This window comes from Bacillus safensis FO-36b (genome assembly GCF_000691165.1).
GTDB classification, from domain to species: domain Bacteria; phylum Bacillota; class Bacilli; order Bacillales; family Bacillaceae; genus Bacillus; species Bacillus safensis.
On sequence record NZ_ASJD01000004.1, the window covers coordinates 252,052 to 271,201 of the forward strand.

Sequence of the window (19,150 nt, forward strand, 5' to 3'; positions counted from 1 at the left end):
TTCCTCCCCTTACATACTTTCATTTACAGCATTTGTTTGATTTTTCGTAGAGACATAGAGTCCTAACAATACCACAACTAAAATAACGCTTACAATCCAAAAGGCTGGAGTGATGTTCGCTTTAAAGGCTGCATTGTAGAAAACACCGCCAAATGCGCCGCCTAAAATTGGACCAACGACTGGCACCCAAGCATACTTCCAATTCGATGGGCCTTTACCTGGAATCGGCAGAATCGCATGTGCAATTCTCGGACCTAAATCACGTGCAGGATTGATTGCATAACCAGTTGTTCCGCCTAAAGAAAGACCAATTGCCACAATTAAGAATCCAACAATCAGCGGATTGATTCCGTCTGCGAATTTATTTGCACCAATCGCTAAGATTCCTAGAACCAATACAAATGTACCGATGACTTCACTAAGTACGTTTGCAAAAGTATGCGGAATCGCAGGACCAGTTGAGAATACACCCAGCTTTGCACCTGGATCGTCTGTTGCTTTCCAGTGCGGTAAGTAATGTAAAAAGACAATAATAGCTCCTATTAATGCGCCAAGCATTTGACCGGCAATATACATTGGTACGTCAGCCCAAGGAAAACTTCCTTCAAGCGCAAGCCCAATTGTTAGTGCTGGATTCAAATGCGCTCCGCTGATTCCACCTGTTGCATAAGCTGCTATGGCTACTGCAAATCCCCATCCGAAAGCGATTACAATCCAGCCGGACTGATATGCGAGCGATTTCTTTAAATTGACTGCCGCACATACACCGCCTCCAAAAATAATGAGAAGCATTGTACCTACGACTTCACCCCAAAATGGTGTCATGAAAATTCCTCCTCTGGTTCAGTTGCCATCCCCTATGAATGTGTAAAAATAGATAAAGAAAAAAGATCCACAACAAACATACTTTACATCAGGGTCATTTGTCACCTAGTAAAGCGCTGTTGTGGATCTCCGTTTCTCCATCACATGATATTAACTTAGTGCTATAGTATCAGAGGATGAAAACGTTGTCAATCAATTTTCACATTTTATCTTTTTCACTTTTGGAACGCTTTCCAAAGGGCTGTATTCGATGTTGTCACAGCTGTAGCTCCTGCTTCAAGTGCTCTTTCTACATCTTCTTTTGTGCGGATAAACCCGCCTGCAAATATTGGAATACCAGCTCGCTCGCGCACTTCTGTAATTAAATCCGGCACAACCCCTGGCAATACTTCAATAAAATCTGGGCGATGTTTCCCTACGAACTCCATGCTTTTTTCCATGGCACTTGTATCAAGTAAAAACATTCGCTGAATGGCATATACCTTCTTTTGCTTAGCTTTTACTATGACAGAAGACCTAGTAGAAATAATTCCTGCCGGCTTCATTTCCTGACAAATAAATTCCGTTCCATACTCATCATGTTTGATCCCATGAATGAGATCGACATGGACAAACATTTTTTTATGATGGGCATTTGCCTCATTCATGATGCCCTTTAGCCGGCCTAAATGGACATCAAGTAACACCCCGTATGTAAATGGACTTTTTAAAAATTCCTCAAATTGCTTCATATTGCGAACAGCAGGTAGAATGGGTTGATCATGAAAACTCATATGCCGTCTCCTTCTAAAGTGTATTGGTTCAGTCTTCTCCTAACAGTAATAGAATCTCTTCTATTTTTCAATACACCTAGTGTATCCAATGCTGATTTCACCTAGCAGCATCTTACTGGATCTATGTATGTGCTTTTTCCACAGAAAAAAGCAGAGAAATCTCTCTGCTATAACTGTGCCATGCTTTCTTTTAGCGTGTTGATAATAAACGAAGCGTCTTCGGCTGTTATATTTAGCGGAGGTGCAAGCTGGGCAACGTTATTATAGCCGGCAACCGTATCACCATTTTTCCCGATGATCAGTCCGCGTTTTTTACATTCAGCAATCAATTGACCGACAACCTGTGGATCAGCTGGTTTTTTGGACTGTTGATCCTGGACAAGCTCAATTCCAAACAGCAGGCCTTTCCCTCTGACATCACCGACAAATGGATGCTCTTTTAACTCTTGCAAACGTTCGAGCATGTCTTGCCCAAGCGTGTCAGACCGTTCTACTAATTTCTCGTTTTCCATGATCTCTAGGTTGGCAAGTGCAACCGCACAAGAAGCAGGGTGACCGCCAAATGTATTTACATGGCGCAGCCTGTCATACGTATCTTCCCCTGCGTACGCTTCATAAATTTCTCGTTTCACGCACGTTGCAGAAAGAGGTAAGTAGCCGCTTGTGATCCCTTTTGCCATTGTGATAATGTCCGGCTTTACTTCCTCATGCATAAAACCAAACCGCTTCCCTGTCCGGCCAAATCCGCAGATGACTTCATCCACAATGAGAAGCGCTCCATGAGCCTCACAGATGTCTTTGACCTTCTTCAAATACCCTTTCGGAGGCATTAAGATACCGCCGCCTGTAATAATCGGCTCCATAATGACCCCAGCAATGGTCTCACTTAGTTCCCACGTCATGGCTTGATCGATTGCCGCTGCACTTGCCAATGTATCTTGATCCTCAGGATGACGATACATATCAGGCGGTGCGACATGGATAAAGCCTTGACCTAATGGTTCATATTTATATTTACGCTGCGCCTGCCCCGTTGCGGCAAGGGCTGCTGCTGTATTGCCGTGATACGACCGATACCTGGAGATGAACTTTGTTCTTGTGCTCTCTTCTTTTTGCGCATGATATTGTTTGGCGATCTTAAATGCGGCTTCATTGGCTTCAGAACCGCTGTTAGAAAAGAAGATGACATAGTCCCCGCCAAGCCATTCATTTAGCTTTTCAGCCAGCTGAATCGCTGGCACATGGCTTTGCGTCAGCGGATAGTAAGGCATTGTATTTAGCTGCTTATATGAAGCTTCTGCCAGCTCTTTTCTGCCATAACCGGCATTTACACACCAAAGACCTGACATCCCGTCTAAATATCGATTCCCATGAATATCAGTCACCCATGCGCCTTCTGCCTCGTGAATGACCATGCTTTCATTTTCCTTGTTTGTCCCTTTCATATGGTGCCAGATCAACTGATCATCTTTCGCCTGAAGATTTTGAGCCTGCTCATGTATTTTCATCTTCCCGCCCCCATGTATCCGTTTTCATCATTAAAGAAGCTTAGACCGGTTCAGCAGCACACTGCCTCTCCATTCATTATATGGATGAAAAGGGAGGCATATGAAACTGAAACTAGGCCGCCCGTAAGAGAGAACCAATCGTTACTTTCATTATAAAAAAGGGGACGGGCTGATTACATTAGACAGATCGTCAACTGATTGAAAAGAACCATAAGACACTCTACTCGGTTGCCTTAGCAAATCTAACATACGTTGTTAACGACGATTTCCTTGCAGGAATTCATATGCAAGAATCGCAAATTCAAGCGCCTGTCGTTTCGGTGCCTGCATCATATCCTCACCAAGCAATGCATGCAGTTTATCGAGTCTATGATAAAGGGTCTGCCTGACAATATAGAGCCGGCTTGCAGTTTCCTTTTTAGAACCGTTTGTCTGTAAAAAGATATTCAGCGTTTGATAGAGTCTTCCGCTATTTTGCTTATCATATAAAATCACAGGCTCCAAATACTCTTTCACCATACATTCAAGCAGTCCGCTTTCCTGCATGACAGGCATAAGACGGAGCATATGCAAATCTTGATAAAATGGGCTTTCCACCCGCTGGGGCATCACTTTCTTTATATGCAGCACTTCCTTGGCTGCCTGAAAGCTTTTTCTCATATGCTGAAACTGTTCACAATATGGACCGATGCCAAAATTGATCACAGTTCCTCGTGGCTGCTCCCGATCATACAATTGTTTGATGTCAGCTGCCGCCTTCTCTGCACGCTCTTTCCAGTCCTCCTTCTTTCTCGTGTTCAATAAAATAAACAAGGTTTGTCCTTGATGCTCATACGGAATCAAGTGGAAACCTGCTCGCTGAAAGATGGAGCGGCACGATACGAGAAAATAAAGATTTCCTGCAATTTCTTCGATTTGATGATTCTTTTGAAAGAGCATGACCACACAGCCGGTTGGTTTTTTCAATCCTTCTGTTTCTTCAAGATGCTCTAAAATATCTCTTTCTGAATGCTCTTCTTGGAACCATTTTTGCAGCCATTCGTTCTCTTTTGTCTTCTTCAATTCTTCTGTATAAAGCTCTCTTAGCGTTTGCTGGGCAAGAGCATTTGCTCCTTTATCCATAACGAGCAGTTCGAATTCTGAGAGTGTGTTTGTTTGATGAATGAGCACAAGGTCTGCAAATGTCTGCTTGAGTGCAAGCACTTCTTTTTTGGTCACTTCATATCCTTTTGGCAAGGAAGCAAACTGTAAATAATTCATGACCAGCTCTTCGGTTTGTTTAGAGGAATCACATAAAATAATCGGCTCCCCCTGAACAGGAATGAGTAAAAGAATGCCCCTTACGTGCTGATACACTTGATCCAAAATATCCATCTGCGGATGGGGAGTCAATAAAAGCTCATTCAGCTTTGATGACAGTGCTTCTAAATCAGCCATCATTTGATACTGGCGTTCAATCATCCTCGTATGGAGATGCTGTGTAATGTTGACGAATTTCACTTCTTTTGTAAACAGAATCAGCGGAAAATCTCTTTCTTCTGCATACGCAATCAGTTCTTCCGGCACATCGAATCTGAGCGGAACAAATTCAATACACAAGCCTGCCGCACCAGAATCGATCAGCTGTTTTAAAAATGCTTGAAACACATCCAATTGATCATGAAAGCCTGCGGCTGTTGTTAGTATGAGCTCTCCCCCATTTAACAAATCTTCTACAGCAGGCACTTCTAGCACATGGACCCATTTGACCTGCCGAAACAATCCCTTTTCTCCTGCTAACACTTTTGCATGGGCAAAATACTTTGTTTTCAACACATCACTCACTTGAAAATGAACATCTGCATTCATTGATATGTCCCCCTTTGTTTTGCCGCCTATCCCCTATCCCAGAGGGTGCATAGATAAAATCCATAATAAAACTGGTAATGTCACGATGCTTAAAACGGTACTGAGAAATGTCGTGCTTGAGACAAACTCAGGCTTCGTTCGAAATTGTACAGCCATCAGCGTGGTATTTGCTGCTGTCGGCATGGCTGCAACTAAGATCATAATTTGTTTCACCAAATCATCTACCGGTAAAATGAGCGTAAAACCAAATGCGATGAGAGGTGAGATAAACAGCTTCAGCAATACAGCATAAGAAATATTTCGATAATCCACTTGCTTAAAAGAAATGACGGCGAGCTGCATGCCTAAAATAAGCATAATCGTCGGTATGGCGGCATCCCCCACAAGCTGGACACCCGTCATCACCTCTTTAGGTAATGAAAGATCAAGCAGCTGAAATAATAGCCCGAGGAGTGCCCCATATGCAACAGGCATACGCAGCACTTTTTTCAGCACAACCTTTCCATCTCCTGCATCCTCTCCGCCCTTTGCTGCATAATACATACCGATTGTACTCATGACAAGCTGCTGCAGTACCATTAAAACGATGGCAATATCTAAACCAGCAGCTCCGAAGACAAGCAGGACAACGGGTGTGCCGTAATTCCCATTGTTCATAAATGCTGACGACAGAATCATGGCACAATACATTTCATTCGAATAACCATAAATACGAGATAAAATAAAAACGCATAAAACAAGTGAAAGACAAAGTCCGACGACAAAAATAGATAGGTACACATAGTCCATCGATACTTTGTTTTGATAAAAGGTTTCAAACGCAAGAAATGGTGACATTAAATATAAAGACATTGATGAGAGCGTATGTATGTCAAAACCAATGGCCTTCTGCCCAATATACCCGATAAGAAAGATACCGAACACTGGCAGTAAGACAATTAAAAACTCCATGCTGCACCTACTTTTCTCTAGATGAATTCCTATTCTTCCTCATAATCATACCACTGCTAAACAATAAAAAAGAAGCACCCTTATGAAAGGCCGCTTCTCTCTTCATCCAAATAGAACACTTCCCACAAATGACCATCAAGATCCTGAAAGCTCCAGCCATACATGTACCCATGATCCTGCTTTTCCTTAAACGGTGACCCGCCTGCTGCCATCGCCTGCTCCACCAGCTCATCGACCTCTTCCCGTGAATGAACGCGCATAGAGATTATCACCTCTGATGCTTTTTTTGCATCCACTAATTGTTTCTCTGAAATGGATTGAAAATGCCTAAGAGATAACAGCATGACGGTGATCGTGTCATCAATGACCAAACAGGCCGCCTGATCATTCGTGAACTGCTGCTCAAAGTCAAAACCCAGCCGCTCAAAAAAAGCGATAGATTCCTTCACATGATTTACCGGCAAATTGATATACAAATGTTTAGATTGTCGCCCCATGTTCCTCTCCTTTTTGAACACATAATCTCCTTTCAGTATATTCGGCTTTTTCTCCAGCATCCCTTTGTCAATTGAAAAAATCTGATGTCATCAAAAAGAAGCGCCTCAACAATAGGCGCTTCCTTTCATTATTTCTTATATTCAATATGGTACACGTCTCTTCTTCGGTCTTTGAGCTGACGTACCGTTCCATCTTGCCGCTGTCTTCTTAAAATTTCTAAATCGACATCGCCAACGACAACCATTTCTATATTCGGATTACACTCACCTACAATCCCATCTCTTGCAAATTCAAAGTCAGATGGCGCAAAAATTGCTGACTGTGCATATTGGACATCCATATTTTCGGTTTGCGGAAGGTTTCCGACAGTTCCTGAGATCACGGTATAAATCTGATTTTCAACCGCTCTAGCCTGTGCACAGTAACGCACTCTTAAATAGCCTTGGCGGTCTTCTGTACAGAACGGCGTAAAGATAATTTTCGCTCCTTTATCAGCTGCAATCCGAGCAAGCTCTGGAAATTCAATATCATAGCAAATTTGGATCGCAATTTTACCGCAGTCTGTATCAAATACCCGAACTTGATCACCTGCTGAAATCCCCCACCATTTTCTTTCATTCGGAGTGATATGGAGCTTATATTGCTTTTCAATCGTTCCATCTCGTCTAAATAAATAAGCGATATTGTAGATTTTCCCTTCCTCTTCAACGAAATGTGATCCGCCGATGATGTTAATGTTGTACTTCACAGAAAGGTCTGTAAACAAATTAATGTAATCCTCGGTATATTCCGTGATCCGCTGAACTGCAAGACTTGGGGAGCGCTCCTCTAAGTAAGACATGAGCTGCGTTGTAAAAATTTCTGGGAATACGGCAAAGTCAGCTGACGCATCTGATGCGACATCAACATAATACTCCACCTGATTCATAAATTCCTCGAAGGAATGAATTTGTTTCATCGCATATTGAATGACGCAAATGCGAACTGGGAACGCCGATTTATAAAATCTTTTCGATTGCGGACGATAATCAACATTATTCCATTCCATTAACGTCGCATATGTGCTGGATGCCTTATCATCCGGCAAGTAATTCGGATTGATCCGCATGAGGCTGAATTCATTTAACAGCTGAAAAGATAAAACAGGATCATAAATTTGGTGAAGCATGACCTGCTCCACATATTGACGAGGCGTCATTTCCTCTTGGTATTTATGATAATTCGGGATGCGTCCGCCAATGATGATGCTTTTTAAATTTAATCTTCTAGCTAAGTCTTTTCTTGCTTCATATAAACGATGGCCAATTTTCATGCGGCGGTATTCAGGACTAACCATCACTTCAATTCCATACATATTCATCCCATCTGGATTATGGTTAGTGATGTACCCATCATCTGTGATGTCCTGCCAAGTATGACGGTCATCGTATTCATCAAAGTTAATTAATAAACTTGAACAAGAGCCAATGATTTCTCCCTCAAATTCAGCACAAAACTGACCTTCTGGGAAATGCTCAAGATGGCTTTCAAGGTGCTCTCGTTTCCAAGGGTCCATGCCCGGAAAGCATACCTCCTGCAAGGCGATGATTCGATCAATATCTTCTTCCCGGATATTACGGATCACCATTCTTTTTTCAAACCGCGTTAAATCGAGTTTTTCTGCCATGATGTTTTTGCCCCCTTACTGATCCTCTTTTTCAAGCTGATGGAATAGCTGGAGCAATTCGATTTCAGCCATGGATTCTAATCTGACATCATATTCTTCAAACTGCAGCGTGCTCGTCACTTTGTTTGGGACGATGACGCATTTCATGCCTGCACGTTTGGCAGCAATTGATCCATTCACTGAATCCTCAAATGCCACACAATCCTTTGGCTCTACACCTAAGCAGCTTGCGGTTTGCAAATAAAGCTCTGGATGAGGTTTGACTTCTTCCACATCATCTGACGTACGGATACATTCAAAGTAATCGAAAAGACCGATTTGCTTCAGGTGATCAGACACCCATTTATAGTCTGAGCTGGAAGCAAGTCCAATCTTGATTCCAAGCTCCTTCGCTGCCTGTAAATAAGCTTCTACGCCAGGTCGTGCTGATTCATCCTTCATTCTCTTTTGAAAACGAGAACGCCGGTCCGCTGTGAGTGCCTCATGATCGAGCGTCTTTCCTAGCTGCTTTTCTAAGTATTCAAAAGGCTTAAAGCCCGCCTGCGTCCCGATGACGTTGCCCCATACAGAAAGAGGCAGTTCCGACTCATGCTCTGCAAACATTTCTTGTAAAACTTCATATTCATGTGTTTCTGTATCTAAAATTAATCCGTCAAAATCAAATATAATCGCCTTTACCAACGAGGCCACTCCTTTTTTTTACGAAAGTCTTTAATATGATACTCAATGCTATCATATCGTGAATAAAATTGACTTTCAAAGATGAATGTCTGCTAAAATAATTATGTATAAAAGGAGCCTGTACCATTTTGTCAGGCTCCTACCCGTGTTCGGTTTATTCTGCAAGAGGTCCAAGCGCTCCGATTCGTGGAGAAATAGGCAATGTTGAAAAAGAGCGGGTTTGGTATTACAGATCTAAAGGTTTCTCCGTTCCCTTAAAAATAGTATGTGCGGCAGCCTTGTAAGTTAACAAGGAAGTTCACACCAACTTTTACGCATTTTGAAGGCGGCGGCTGGCAAAATCGTCTAAATCAAACGGAAAAGAAAAGCCGCATGCATTGACCTGCTCACGGTTTCGCTCGAATAGCTCACGATCACGCTTTGTAATATGGCGTTTAGGTTTTACAATAATGGTATGTAATAGCTGAAGTCCCGATAAAATACGAAAAGCATCGTCCATCGTTCCGTTATAAACCCCTTCAACAAAGGTCAGCGGGCGTTCTTGTTGACGCGCAGCTGGGTTTTCACCGACAGCATGGGATAGAAGATCTTCAACATCCTTTGATATTTCTTCAATTGCCTGCTCTTGCAGGTCTGTAGCAGCTTTCATTATTCTCACGTGGCATCTACCTCTCTGTCGTTAGTTCTCCATTCAGAATAGCACAGAAAAAAAGGCGTTCGCCAAGGTAAGTGTTTCCTATATATACCCAAAGAGAGGAACGGATATTATGAATATTAACGGGCACACGCTCTCACTAAAAGCAGGTGAGCAGCATCATGACACTTCACTTAGTCAGTTTTTAAAAACAGCCGTATCGGCCTCAAAACCGATTATCCATTTTTGGATGGAGCATCAAAAAATACGTTTAAATCAAAAGCCTGCCCATCACGCGGCAAAAGTCAGTACAGGCGATCACATCTTGATCGATTTATTTGAAATGGAAGAGAGTGATGTGACGCCAGAATATGGTGAATTAGAGGTGCTCTTTGAGGACGAGCACTTATTGATTGTGCAAAAGCCCGCTGGACGGCCAACGCACCCGAATGAAAAGGGACAAACGGGCACACTGGCAAACCTTGTGGCCTTTCATTTTCAAGCAAATGGCGAGGAAAAGCGAGTGAGACATATCCACAGGCTTGACCAAGATACAAGCGGCACGGTCATTTTTGCTAAACACAGGTTAGCTCATGCTGTGCTTGATCAAATGCTTTCTAAGAAAACGATCCGTAGAACATACATCGCTATCGCAGAAGGACTTTTCAAGAAAAAGAAAGGCACGATCGATGCAGCGATCGGCCGTGACAAGCATCATGCCGTCAGACGAAGAATCTCTCCTACTGGTCAAAGTGCTGTGACTCATTTTCAGGTTATGGACACTAATAAACGTCTGCAAATGACAGCGGTTAAGCTGCAACTTGAGACCGGAAGAACACATCAAATTCGTGTCCATCTTAGCAGTCTTGGGCATCCTTTAGCCGGGGATTCACTTTATGGCGGTGCTCGCGCTTATATCAACAGATGCGCTCTTCACGCCAAACAAGTAGACATGACACATCCTTTTACAGGTGAGCAACTGAGCATAGAAGCGCCGCTTCCACCAGATATGGCTCAGCTCATGGACGAGATCATTCATTAAAAAAAGAGCCTGCTGATTAAATGCAGGCTCTTTTTTCATTAGACAGATGCTCTTTTTGCATAAATAATATATCGCTCTGGTGCATTGCCCACGAAATGAAATGGATAGCATGTCGTTAACACGAGCTCTTCCTTTTCATTCTGCAAAGTAATAATGGATGTATCATGCTGATCCACGATTTTCGTATGTGTGATTTCATAAAGAAACTCACCATACGGCACAGTGATTTTCAGCTGATCCCCAATATCCAGCTCACCTGTTCGGCGAAATACCGTGTCGCGATGGCCAGATAGGACGATTTGTCCCTTTTGATCAGGGTAATAACTGCCTTTGTAATGCCCGACTCCTTTGGCAAGATCATCCGCATCTGTCCCTTCGACAATGGGAAGGTCTGCTTTTAATTTCGGAATCGTCAGGATGCCAGAGGCTTTCCCCACTTCAGGAGAAAACTGCTTCTTTGACATCCTTTGATCGTCCGCTACCGCTTTCTTCGCGGCTTCTAATGATTGTGCTGTTTGAAGGTGTGTAGAGGCGATTTGCCAAATTCCCCAGCCGAGCAAGACAATTCCTGCTGTCATCACAGTAAGTGCAAGCCACTTTTTCATGCTTAAACTCCTTTACCTGTTACATTTCCTTAGATGAAACGCTCTTTAGCTTGCTGCTTTTTCTTCTTGTTTTGCTTTTTGAATGCGTCCCTCTTTTTGATACACAATGGAAGCTCCTTCAAAGCTCTTCACAAAAGCGACAGTGGCTTCTAAATCCTCTGGACCTGTTTCAGGATTTTTCCCCAGCCTTCCTATCGGTGCATACTTACTGCCAGTTGCAGTTGCCATAAAGTTATTCACCGTGAGTGTATACGTTTGATCGAGCGCAACGTCTGATCCATCTGGCAGCTTTAAGTCGACTACTTTATATGTTACCGGATCATAGGAATATGAAAAACCCGAAATGCTATAATCTGGTCCAAATTGAGGAGAAATTTGCGCTTCAATGATCTCAGCCAAGTCTTTCCCCTTAATCTCAAGTTTAACTAAGACGTTGCCAAAAGGCTGAATATTAAACAGATCTCCCCACGTAATCGGCCCTTTTTCAAGGTTTTGCCTGATGCCGCCGCCATTCATCATGGCAAAATCACTTTTCATAGAATACCTCATACCATCAGCAATCAAATTACCGAGCGGCGTGTCTCCATCATTTGAATAGCCGCCTTCCATTTTGACACCAGCTTCTCCAACTACCTCACTAATAATCGGCTCAACTTCTTTCCCGTAATGAGCCAAGATGCCGGCTGCTTCCTTGTCCTTTTCAATACCAGACTGGTCTACATACTGGATATTTGCACTCTTTTTGACAATATCCTTCGTTTTGCGGTCAAGTGTTACATTGACTTCGCCAACGGCCTTCCCATATTCAAAGGCTTGAACAATTAATTTCCCATTGACCTCTCCGTTTACCACTTCGTGATTATGCCCTGCAAAGATGACATCAATTTCATCATCGCCTTCTTTGGCCAGCTTCGCACTTTCTCCAGTGATGGTATCTCCATTTTGAGAGGCTGTCATATGAGCTAAGACCGCAATGGCTTTGATCCCTTTTTGTTTTAATTCCTTCGCGGCTTCATTAACGGCTTTGACTTCATCTGTAAACTGAATGTCTTTAATCCCTTCTGGCATCACCATTCCTGCGGCTGACTTTGTCACAACACCGATAAATGCTACAGGAATTCCCTCGACATCCATGATTTCATAAGCAGGTAAAAGTGGTTTACCTGTATCCTTGTATTCACAGTTTGCACAAACGAGCGGAAAATTCTGTCCGTCATATCCCTTTGTGCCTTTAGGATGATCTCCGCCATTTATGATCCGTAATAGCTCGTCCACCCCTTCATCAAATTCATGGTTACCAACCGTGCCAACATCAAAACCAATGTTCTCCATGAGTTCAACAGTTGGTTCATCCTGCAGAAGAGACGATATTGGAGAGCTGCCGCCAATCATATCTCCGGCGTGAACTGTGATCGTATTTTTGTTTGCTGCTTGTTTTTGTTTCATATAAGCCGCCACATAATCCATCCGTCCATACGTTCCTTTATTGCCATCACCTTTTAGATCCAGCTCGTATTGTTGATCAATTTTCCCGTGTAAATCATTCATGCTTAAAATGGTTAACGGGACTTCCTCAGCTTCCTCTGCCGTCTGATAGCCAGCCTGTTCTGCTTCTTCTTTTGAAGCAAAAAAGATGCGTTTATCTACAGCGATTTCTTTCCAGCTGTCAGGCGATACGTACGTTTTCGCTGATGAATCACCGACGTAGCGTGTCAGTCCTTTTTTCTGTTCACGTGCTCTAAATTCAAACGGCTGTTCCAGCAGCGGGTCCGCTTCGTTCCATATGCCCAGCCCTTTTTCTTTCGCCTCTTTGACCGCTTTTTGGAACATCTGATAGTCCTTTTCATCTCCAACCGGCCAGATGAAATACGTGGGAGCATATCCTTTTTTCACAAGCTCTAAATTCGTATTGACCCCTTTTTTGGTTTTCACTTGAGCTAAAAGACGTCCATAGTCGTCCTTCGCTTCAGGACCAATCTTTAATGTGACTTTATCTCCGCTTGAAAGCAGCGTATTTAAATAGTCCGCCGCCTTCTGTCCAAAACGCAGCTGGTTTTGATCTAATTCATTTTTTGGCTTATGGTACGTTTCCGGCGTGTCCATATTCACAAAGCGCACCTTTGTTGTACCAAGCACAGGCTTCTTTAAATGAATCGTATCACCATCCACTACCCGGTCAACCGTTGCCTCGTATTCTTTCTTGATTTTTGGCGGCTTTGGCTGGCGTTTCAGCAGACTGATATCACCCTTGTGTCTTGGAAGCACCTGCAGCGTATCATATCTGCTTAAAACTCCTGTAAACTCATACCATTTCCCTGTCTTTACTTCATCAATGGCACTTGTATCCACCATCACTCTAAGGATGGTGCTGTGATATTTTTTATCAATAATCACGACATTATATCCACCGCCAGCCGGCTGCTCTGGCTTTGATTCAACATAGCCTTTGATCTTCACAAGTTTTCCTTCATGTTTATGTGCCTGATCCGTTTCTAGTTGTTTCAGTGAGACTCGCTTCGGCTTTGGCAAGGTTTGATTGACAGCATCTACCTTCAGGGCAACTCGATCCGGCACAATTTCAATCAGTCCTTTATAAGACGTGATCTTCCCCGTTACTGTCACCTTCATGCCTCTTTTCAGTTCTGGGAAGTTGTTGGGCTGTGCTGAATAAATATTGATTCCAGCTGATTTGTCTTGAATGTACGTTGACAGTTTCCCATTGCCTATAGCCGATTGGTCTGCTGTCACAATTCCACTCACCGTCACCGTTTCTCCGATCAGCAGACGGGCTTTCTTGATTTTCATTGGCTTCTTTTGGTTCCAAACCGTTTCCTTCTTTTCAGACGCAATGGCTTGTTCTGCTGTAATCATGCCAGGCAGTAAGGATTGCAGACTAAAGATCACTAAAACCAGACAGCAGATCATTCGAATGGAACGAACACGTTTCATTAGACCCTCCCCTTCCGAGCTTTATCTCTCATAGTGTACTAAGTAAATATTGATGGTAGATGGATTTCTTGTAAATCTTATGTCTGTCAGCTCATTGGAAACGTAATAATCACTCGTGTCCCCTCAAAGCTTTTGCTTTCAAAACGAATGCTGCCGCCATGGCTTTCAATGATTTTAATCGTCATCATTAAACCAAGGCCAGTCCCTTTTTCTTTCGTTGTATAAAAAGGTTCACCCAGTTTCCCTAGTTCTTCTTCTGGTATGCCCTTTCCTTGGTCTTCAAAAATCAGCATCATCTGATTATGTTCCAATACGGATGTGACTTGAATGACACCTGTCACACCATCCATCGCTTCAATTCCGTTTTTAAGAATGTTTAAGAAAACTTGTTTCAGCTCATTTGGTATACCTTGAATGTTTGGCAGCGACGGAGACAAATTCTTCTGAATAGACACGCCTTTTAAAACCGCCTGTGATTCAACGACCATGATCACTTCTTCGAGCAGAAGATTGACATGTACCGGCTCAAATTTCACCGATTTGCTTCTAGAGAGCACAAGGAATTCATTAATAATGGCTTCAAGCCGATTAAATTCAGACATCATCACATCTGCATAATCCTTCTGATATTTCTTACTTTGAATCATCAGCTGTAAAAATCCCTTTAACGACGTCAGCGGGTTCCGTATCTCATGGGCGATGCCGGCTGCAAGCTGACCAACTGCGGACAGCATCTCGGACTTCATCAGCATCTTCTCTGACTGCTTTTGATTGGTAATGTCCTCAGAAATCCGCATCACGGTTGACTGCATTTTGTCAGGATCATCAATTCGGTGTAAAGAGACTCTCTCCCATCGTTCACGGCCTGATAAATCCTGAAAGTACAGCTCACCAGTCCAGCTGCCTTCTTTTAAACAAACGTCCCATTGCTTTTCTAAATCATCACATTGACACAGCGAATGATAGACAGAAAAAATATCTTTGCCGATCAGGTCATATTCATGCTGCTGTACAAACTGGCAAAAGCGCTGATTCACGCATTGAATGACCCCTTCCTCAGTTGCAACAACAATATGGATATGGCTGTTATCCAGTGCTGTTACCGCTAGATGGAGTGACTGTTTGATTTTTGTCATTTCCGTCATTTTAATCCACGTCATCACCGCTCCCTCATGATCTTGATCAAAGATAGGTGTGATGTGAACAGTAAATTGTTCTCCTTCATTCGTTTCAATTTCTCGTTCGATGACGCGCCTGTCCGAGATAACCGATTGTATGTCATGATAGAGTGTTTCCTGTGTAAGCTTTTTAGCCATCGCCTGAAAGGATTGCTGTTGCCTTATTTGTGCTGAAGTAAATAAAGAGGCGGCTGTAGGAGTGTAATAGCGAATATTCATGTCCCGGTCCACAAACAACGTCGCAAGCTGAGGCTTAACAGAAGGTCTATACAGTTCTTCCCTTGTTACCCTTAAGTTGTTTATGATATTAATAAAATGTTCATGTTTTTTCTCAAGCTCCGCTATTTGCGTGTTTTTCACTTTTAATTGAGCCCTTGCCTCCTGCTCTTTTTGTTTAATTTCATTGAGTTCAATTTCTAAATCGACAATACGCTGCTGATAAACTGAATTCTGATCTGGCATCCCTTTTTCCCTGCTGTTCTTTTGGATTTTCCCTCTCTCATTCATTCGAATGAGAATGACGTATACCCCTTTAAAACGGTGATCAAAACTCTTTACAATAAAATCCGCATACTGCTTTTTTCCTTTTTCCGAAATGAGGACATGCTGAAACACAACCTCTGTCTCGTCCGTCCATACCTTTTGAAAGGTTTGACTCAACATCTCTTTCAAATAATCAGGTGTGACATATTCACATGATTGATCTGACACTTCTGTACGGTCTAAAAAGGAATAGGCCCCATTTGACATCGCCAGAATTTTATCACAATCATTGATCACCATGCATGCGTCATATTCTCCGCCCACTTCTTCCATATATTGTGCAGCTCGCTTTTTTAACTCGGCATCACGAGCGTCATATACCCAAGGGACACTAGATGCAGGAACATTTGAATAGGTGTAAATGTTCCACTTCTCATTGAACAATTGAAACAATCGAGGAATATTGGGAACAGTTTCATTTGGCCCTAAGATTAACACCCCTTGATCTTTTAAAGCATATTGGAATCGGGATAATACTCGTTTTTGTACTTCTGGCTCAAAGTACATCAGAACATTTCGGCAACTGATAAAATCGAGGTGGATAAAAGGTGAATCAATCAATAAATTGTGAGGAGCAAAAACAATATGTTTTCTAAGCGACTGCTTCACAATAAAAGCGTCACCTTTTTTTTCGAAATATCGCGCCCGCCATTTTTCCGGTATGCTTGCCATAGACTCTATCGAGTAAAGACCTTTACTAGCTATTTGAATGGCTTTTCGGTTGATATCTGTCGCAAAGACTTGAAGTTCAATGGACACATCTCTTCGCTTCATTTCTTCTAAAAATAAAATCGTAAAAGAATAAGCTTCTTCCCCTGTCGAACATCCCGCAATCCAAATTCGGCACCGAGATTTCCCGTTGTTCATCGAATGGTCAATGATTGACGGGATCACCTTCTGTTCACATACTCGAAAAGCCTCCATATCTCTAAAGAAAGCAGTCGTGCCGCTTAGGAGCTGGGCATGCAGGCGGTCAAGCTCATCTGGTTCTCTTTCTAATAAACGATCGTACTCTGTTAATAATGACATTGGTTCGTTTGCAGTGCGCATGCGTTTTTGAATAACAGAAAGCAGCCTTTTCTTTTCATAGGTTGAAAAGGCAATCCCTTTATACATTTCGAGACGTTCAATGATTCTTAGTAAAGCTGGATCCGTCTCATCCGCATGCGGGACATTGATGATATTGGCCATATAAGCTGCAAGGGTGGATGGATTTTTGAATGTGTGATGATACATGCTGTCAAAACCACTCTCTACCTCACTGCACGATAACGCTGTACCGCCTTGCTCTACCAACCGAAGCAATCCACTCCCCACACAATGACCTTTTTGAAAAAAGATCGCAAACGCCTCTTCCTTTTGAACACTGGCAAGTGACTTAAAAAGCGAGTCGACAGAGCATCCCTTGTTTGTTGGCAGCTGCTCAGATACATGAAGCCGATGATCTTCTGTTAACGTCACAGCCGCATGCTGCGGACAAAAATAGATGGTCTTCTTCATGACTTTCTCACCATGTTTAATCGTTTTTGCCCGGTAGCCAATCGGTAAAACAAGTGCTTCCAAATCTGTTATACAATCGCCTGTCACGTGATTTTGCACAACAATAAAAGAGGCATTTAATTCATGTGGCAACGATTGAAAAAAAGCCTCAAGATGATGCTGTTCAAACGGCGAAACACCGATGCCGATCACTGGTGCCTGCACATGTTCGTCTTCTATCAAACGATTAATGATTTTGTCCTGCATCTGGTACCCCCATGTTCATTCGTCTGATACTTTTTTTCGACAAAAAGAAAGAAAACCCTCTAATTGTAAATAATGTTTTTTGCATGAAAACGAGAAAATATCCTCACATTAAAACAGATTGTATAAACAGAAGGAGGAATATCAATGCAAAACGATCAGCAGCCAATGTTTCAAGGAAGCGCTCAGCAGCCTGAGCTCAACCATGGCGGGCATGAGTTATTCGATTTACATGAAATTTTAGCCGGCACGATTAATATTTTGGATCAATATATGATCCTGCGGCAATTTATTCAAGATCCTGCATTATGCGACATCCTGGATCGACAATATCAGTTCGTTTTATCACAGTACAATGTCACTGTAGATTGTTTTTCTACAGGCCAAAAGCCTAGTGAAGAAACCGCTACTTATATGATGAAAGAACACACACAAGTGACATACGGAATCAAACCTTCTCAGCCGAAGAAGCCGAATCAGTCATTACAGGATGTAAAAGACTTAGGCATCACAGGACATATGCTCAGCCTAGTCAAATCACACGCTGGGCTACTTTCCATGTCCGCATTAGAAGTAACAAATCCTGTTGTCAGACGTGTGCTTGCTGCGCAGATTCCGAACTTTATCGAAATGGCATATGAAATTTTCTTGTATCAAAACAAGCATGGCTACTATCAAGTTCCTCAGCTTTCCAAACAAGATATGACAGCCATGACGTCAGCTTTTGCACCGCTTCAGGGGCAGGTTCAAATGCCTCCTAGCAAGGCAGATCAACAAAAACCGCTTCATTAAAAAAACGGCTGACCCCTTCTCTGGTCAGCCGTTTTTTCTTTGATACATCACTTTAAACTGTTCTTCAAAATCTGTGAGCCTCTCCCCCGTCGCCTGTTCAAAACCGCTAGCAAATTGGCCCGTTTTCGCAGTTTCCTCCATGATCTCATGTATGATGTCTCGTCCGTAAAGCTGCACCAGCTCATAGATCATATAATAGCTTTGTAAATAGACATCTGTCTCATACGTTACCCGGGAGTTCTGCCAGTCTTGATCAGAATGAAGAGATTGAAATGGAATTACATCGAAGCGTTCAGACGTAGCATTTAACACATCATAGGCCGTCCACTCTGCTGTTCCTTCGTGAAACCAAAGCGGAAAAATGCCTGGAGATACTTCATATGAATGGACCTTTTCATAGAAAACAAAATGAGCATACTCATGAATAAAAAGCGTATTGAAAAAGTATAAAGGCAGTGTCTCTTTCTTCAATAATGCTTCCCGTTTATCTGGATATAACCCAATCATTTGATCATGATCGGAGTAAAATCCCGTAATATGCTTGATACCAGCGATTTGTTCGATCGTCTCTTTATCATCAAAATAAATAACGTCTAAAGGTCTGTCAGCTTCAAATTGAAACACTGACGCTGTCCTCTTCTCTGCCTGCTTCATGGCCTCTATGGTCAGATCAACAAAAGCATCCTCTTCCTCTGCATAGTAGATTCGAATATGTTCATAGACTTGCTTATTGAGTCCCTCCGTGATAACCGTTTTAGGAGAAGACTGCTCCAAATATTGTCCTGTCAGCTGAAACGCAACATAAATCAAGTACGCGGTGAAAGCATAAAAAATCAGACCTGCTGCAATCATCCCGCTTACAAGTTTTTTATGAATCAATGACGGCCCTGCTTTCATTTGCTCCCCACCTGAAT

The 19,150-nt window shown here is 42.6% G+C and carries 15 protein-coding genes; 2 read left to right on the top strand and 13 right to left on the bottom strand.

The annotated features are described in order from the left end of the window. Positions 1 to 9: 9 nt before the first annotated feature. The 9 genes from BA81_RS11690 to BA81_RS11730 all read right to left on the bottom strand — a co-directional run bounded on the left by BA81_RS11690 (position 10) and on the right by BA81_RS11730 (position 9,408). A complete protein-coding gene (locus BA81_RS11690; protein WP_024425303.1) occupies positions 10 to 825 on the bottom strand; it encodes an MIP/aquaporin family protein in 816 nt (271 codons plus the stop codon). A 215-nt stretch (positions 826 to 1,040) separates the two neighbouring features. Next, on the bottom strand, positions 1,041 to 1,598 hold the full coding sequence (locus tag BA81_RS11695; protein WP_024425304.1) for a glycerol-3-phosphate responsive antiterminator: 558 nt from the start codon (positions 1,596 to 1,598) through the stop codon (positions 1,041 to 1,043). A gap of 167 nt (positions 1,599 to 1,765) precedes the next feature. Continuing rightward, positions 1,766 to 3,106 (bottom strand): aspartate aminotransferase family protein, encoded by a 1,341-nt coding sequence (locus BA81_RS11700; protein WP_034282275.1) that lies wholly within the window; start codon positions 3,104 to 3,106, stop codon positions 1,766 to 1,768. Positions 3,107 to 3,361: 255 nt separating this feature from the next. Beyond that, positions 3,362 to 4,954, bottom strand: coding sequence for a PucR family transcriptional regulator (locus tag BA81_RS11705; RefSeq protein WP_034282277.1), 1,593 nt, complete (start codon positions 4,952 to 4,954; stop codon positions 3,362 to 3,364). Between the two features lie 33 nt (positions 4,955 to 4,987). Further along, entirely contained in the window at positions 4,988 to 5,905 is a 918-nt protein-coding gene (locus BA81_RS11710; RefSeq protein WP_034282279.1) for an AEC family transporter, read from the bottom strand. A gap of 80 nt (positions 5,906 to 5,985) precedes the next feature. Beyond that, entirely contained in the window at positions 5,986 to 6,402 is a 417-nt protein-coding gene (locus BA81_RS11715; protein ID WP_034282281.1) for a VOC family protein, read from the bottom strand. Positions 6,403 to 6,530: 128 nt separating this feature from the next. Further along, the gene (locus BA81_RS11720) at positions 6,531 to 8,069 is read right to left on the bottom strand and encodes a bifunctional GNAT family N-acetyltransferase/carbon-nitrogen hydrolase family protein (protein ID WP_034282283.1); all 1,539 of its coding nucleotides are present in this window, start codon (positions 8,067 to 8,069) and stop codon (positions 6,531 to 6,533) included. A gap of 15 nt (positions 8,070 to 8,084) precedes the next feature. Further along, positions 8,085 to 8,750 (bottom strand): HAD family hydrolase, encoded by a 666-nt coding sequence (locus BA81_RS11725; RefSeq protein ID WP_034282284.1) that lies wholly within the window; start codon positions 8,748 to 8,750, stop codon positions 8,085 to 8,087. Between the two features lie 310 nt (positions 8,751 to 9,060). Then, positions 9,061 to 9,408 (bottom strand): DUF5365 family protein, encoded by a 348-nt coding sequence (locus BA81_RS11730; protein WP_024425310.1) that lies wholly within the window; start codon positions 9,406 to 9,408, stop codon positions 9,061 to 9,063. A gap of 109 nt (positions 9,409 to 9,517) precedes the next feature. On the opposite strand from BA81_RS11730, the gene BA81_RS11735 reads away from it, so the two are divergent. Next, positions 9,518 to 10,426 (top strand): RluA family pseudouridine synthase, encoded by a 909-nt coding sequence (locus tag BA81_RS11735; RefSeq protein WP_034282286.1) that lies wholly within the window; start codon positions 9,518 to 9,520, stop codon positions 10,424 to 10,426. A gap of 38 nt (positions 10,427 to 10,464) precedes the next feature. On the opposite strand, the gene BA81_RS11740 is transcribed toward BA81_RS11735, so the two are convergent. The 3 genes from BA81_RS11740 to BA81_RS11750 all read right to left on the bottom strand — a co-directional run bounded on the left by BA81_RS11740 (position 10,465) and on the right by BA81_RS11750 (position 17,447). Then, positions 10,465 to 11,031, bottom strand: coding sequence for a class D sortase (locus BA81_RS11740; protein WP_034282287.1), 567 nt, complete (start codon positions 11,029 to 11,031; stop codon positions 10,465 to 10,467). A gap of 45 nt (positions 11,032 to 11,076) precedes the next feature. After that, the gene (locus BA81_RS11745) at positions 11,077 to 13,980 is read right to left on the bottom strand and encodes a 5'-nucleotidase C-terminal domain-containing protein (RefSeq protein WP_034282289.1); all 2,904 of its coding nucleotides are present in this window, start codon (positions 13,978 to 13,980) and stop codon (positions 11,077 to 11,079) included. Between the two features lie 86 nt (positions 13,981 to 14,066). Beyond that, the gene (locus BA81_RS11750; RefSeq protein WP_034282291.1) at positions 14,067 to 17,447 is read right to left on the bottom strand and encodes a CheR family methyltransferase; all 3,381 of its coding nucleotides are present in this window, start codon (positions 17,445 to 17,447) and stop codon (positions 14,067 to 14,069) included. A 144-nt stretch (positions 17,448 to 17,591) separates the two neighbouring features. Between BA81_RS11750 and BA81_RS11755 the strand changes: the two genes are divergently transcribed. Further along, complete coding sequence (locus BA81_RS11755) at positions 17,592 to 18,236, top strand: spore coat protein (RefSeq protein WP_034282292.1); 645 nt, start codon at positions 17,592 to 17,594, stop codon at positions 18,234 to 18,236. 24 nt (positions 18,237 to 18,260) lie between these two features. Here the strand turns inward: BA81_RS11755 and BA81_RS11760 are convergent, their stop codons facing one another. Next, positions 18,261 to 19,133: a hypothetical protein gene (locus tag BA81_RS11760; RefSeq protein ID WP_034282333.1), complete on the bottom strand. Its 873-nt coding sequence runs from the start codon at positions 19,131 to 19,133 to the stop codon at positions 18,261 to 18,263. Positions 19,134 to 19,150: the final 17 nt, after the last annotated feature.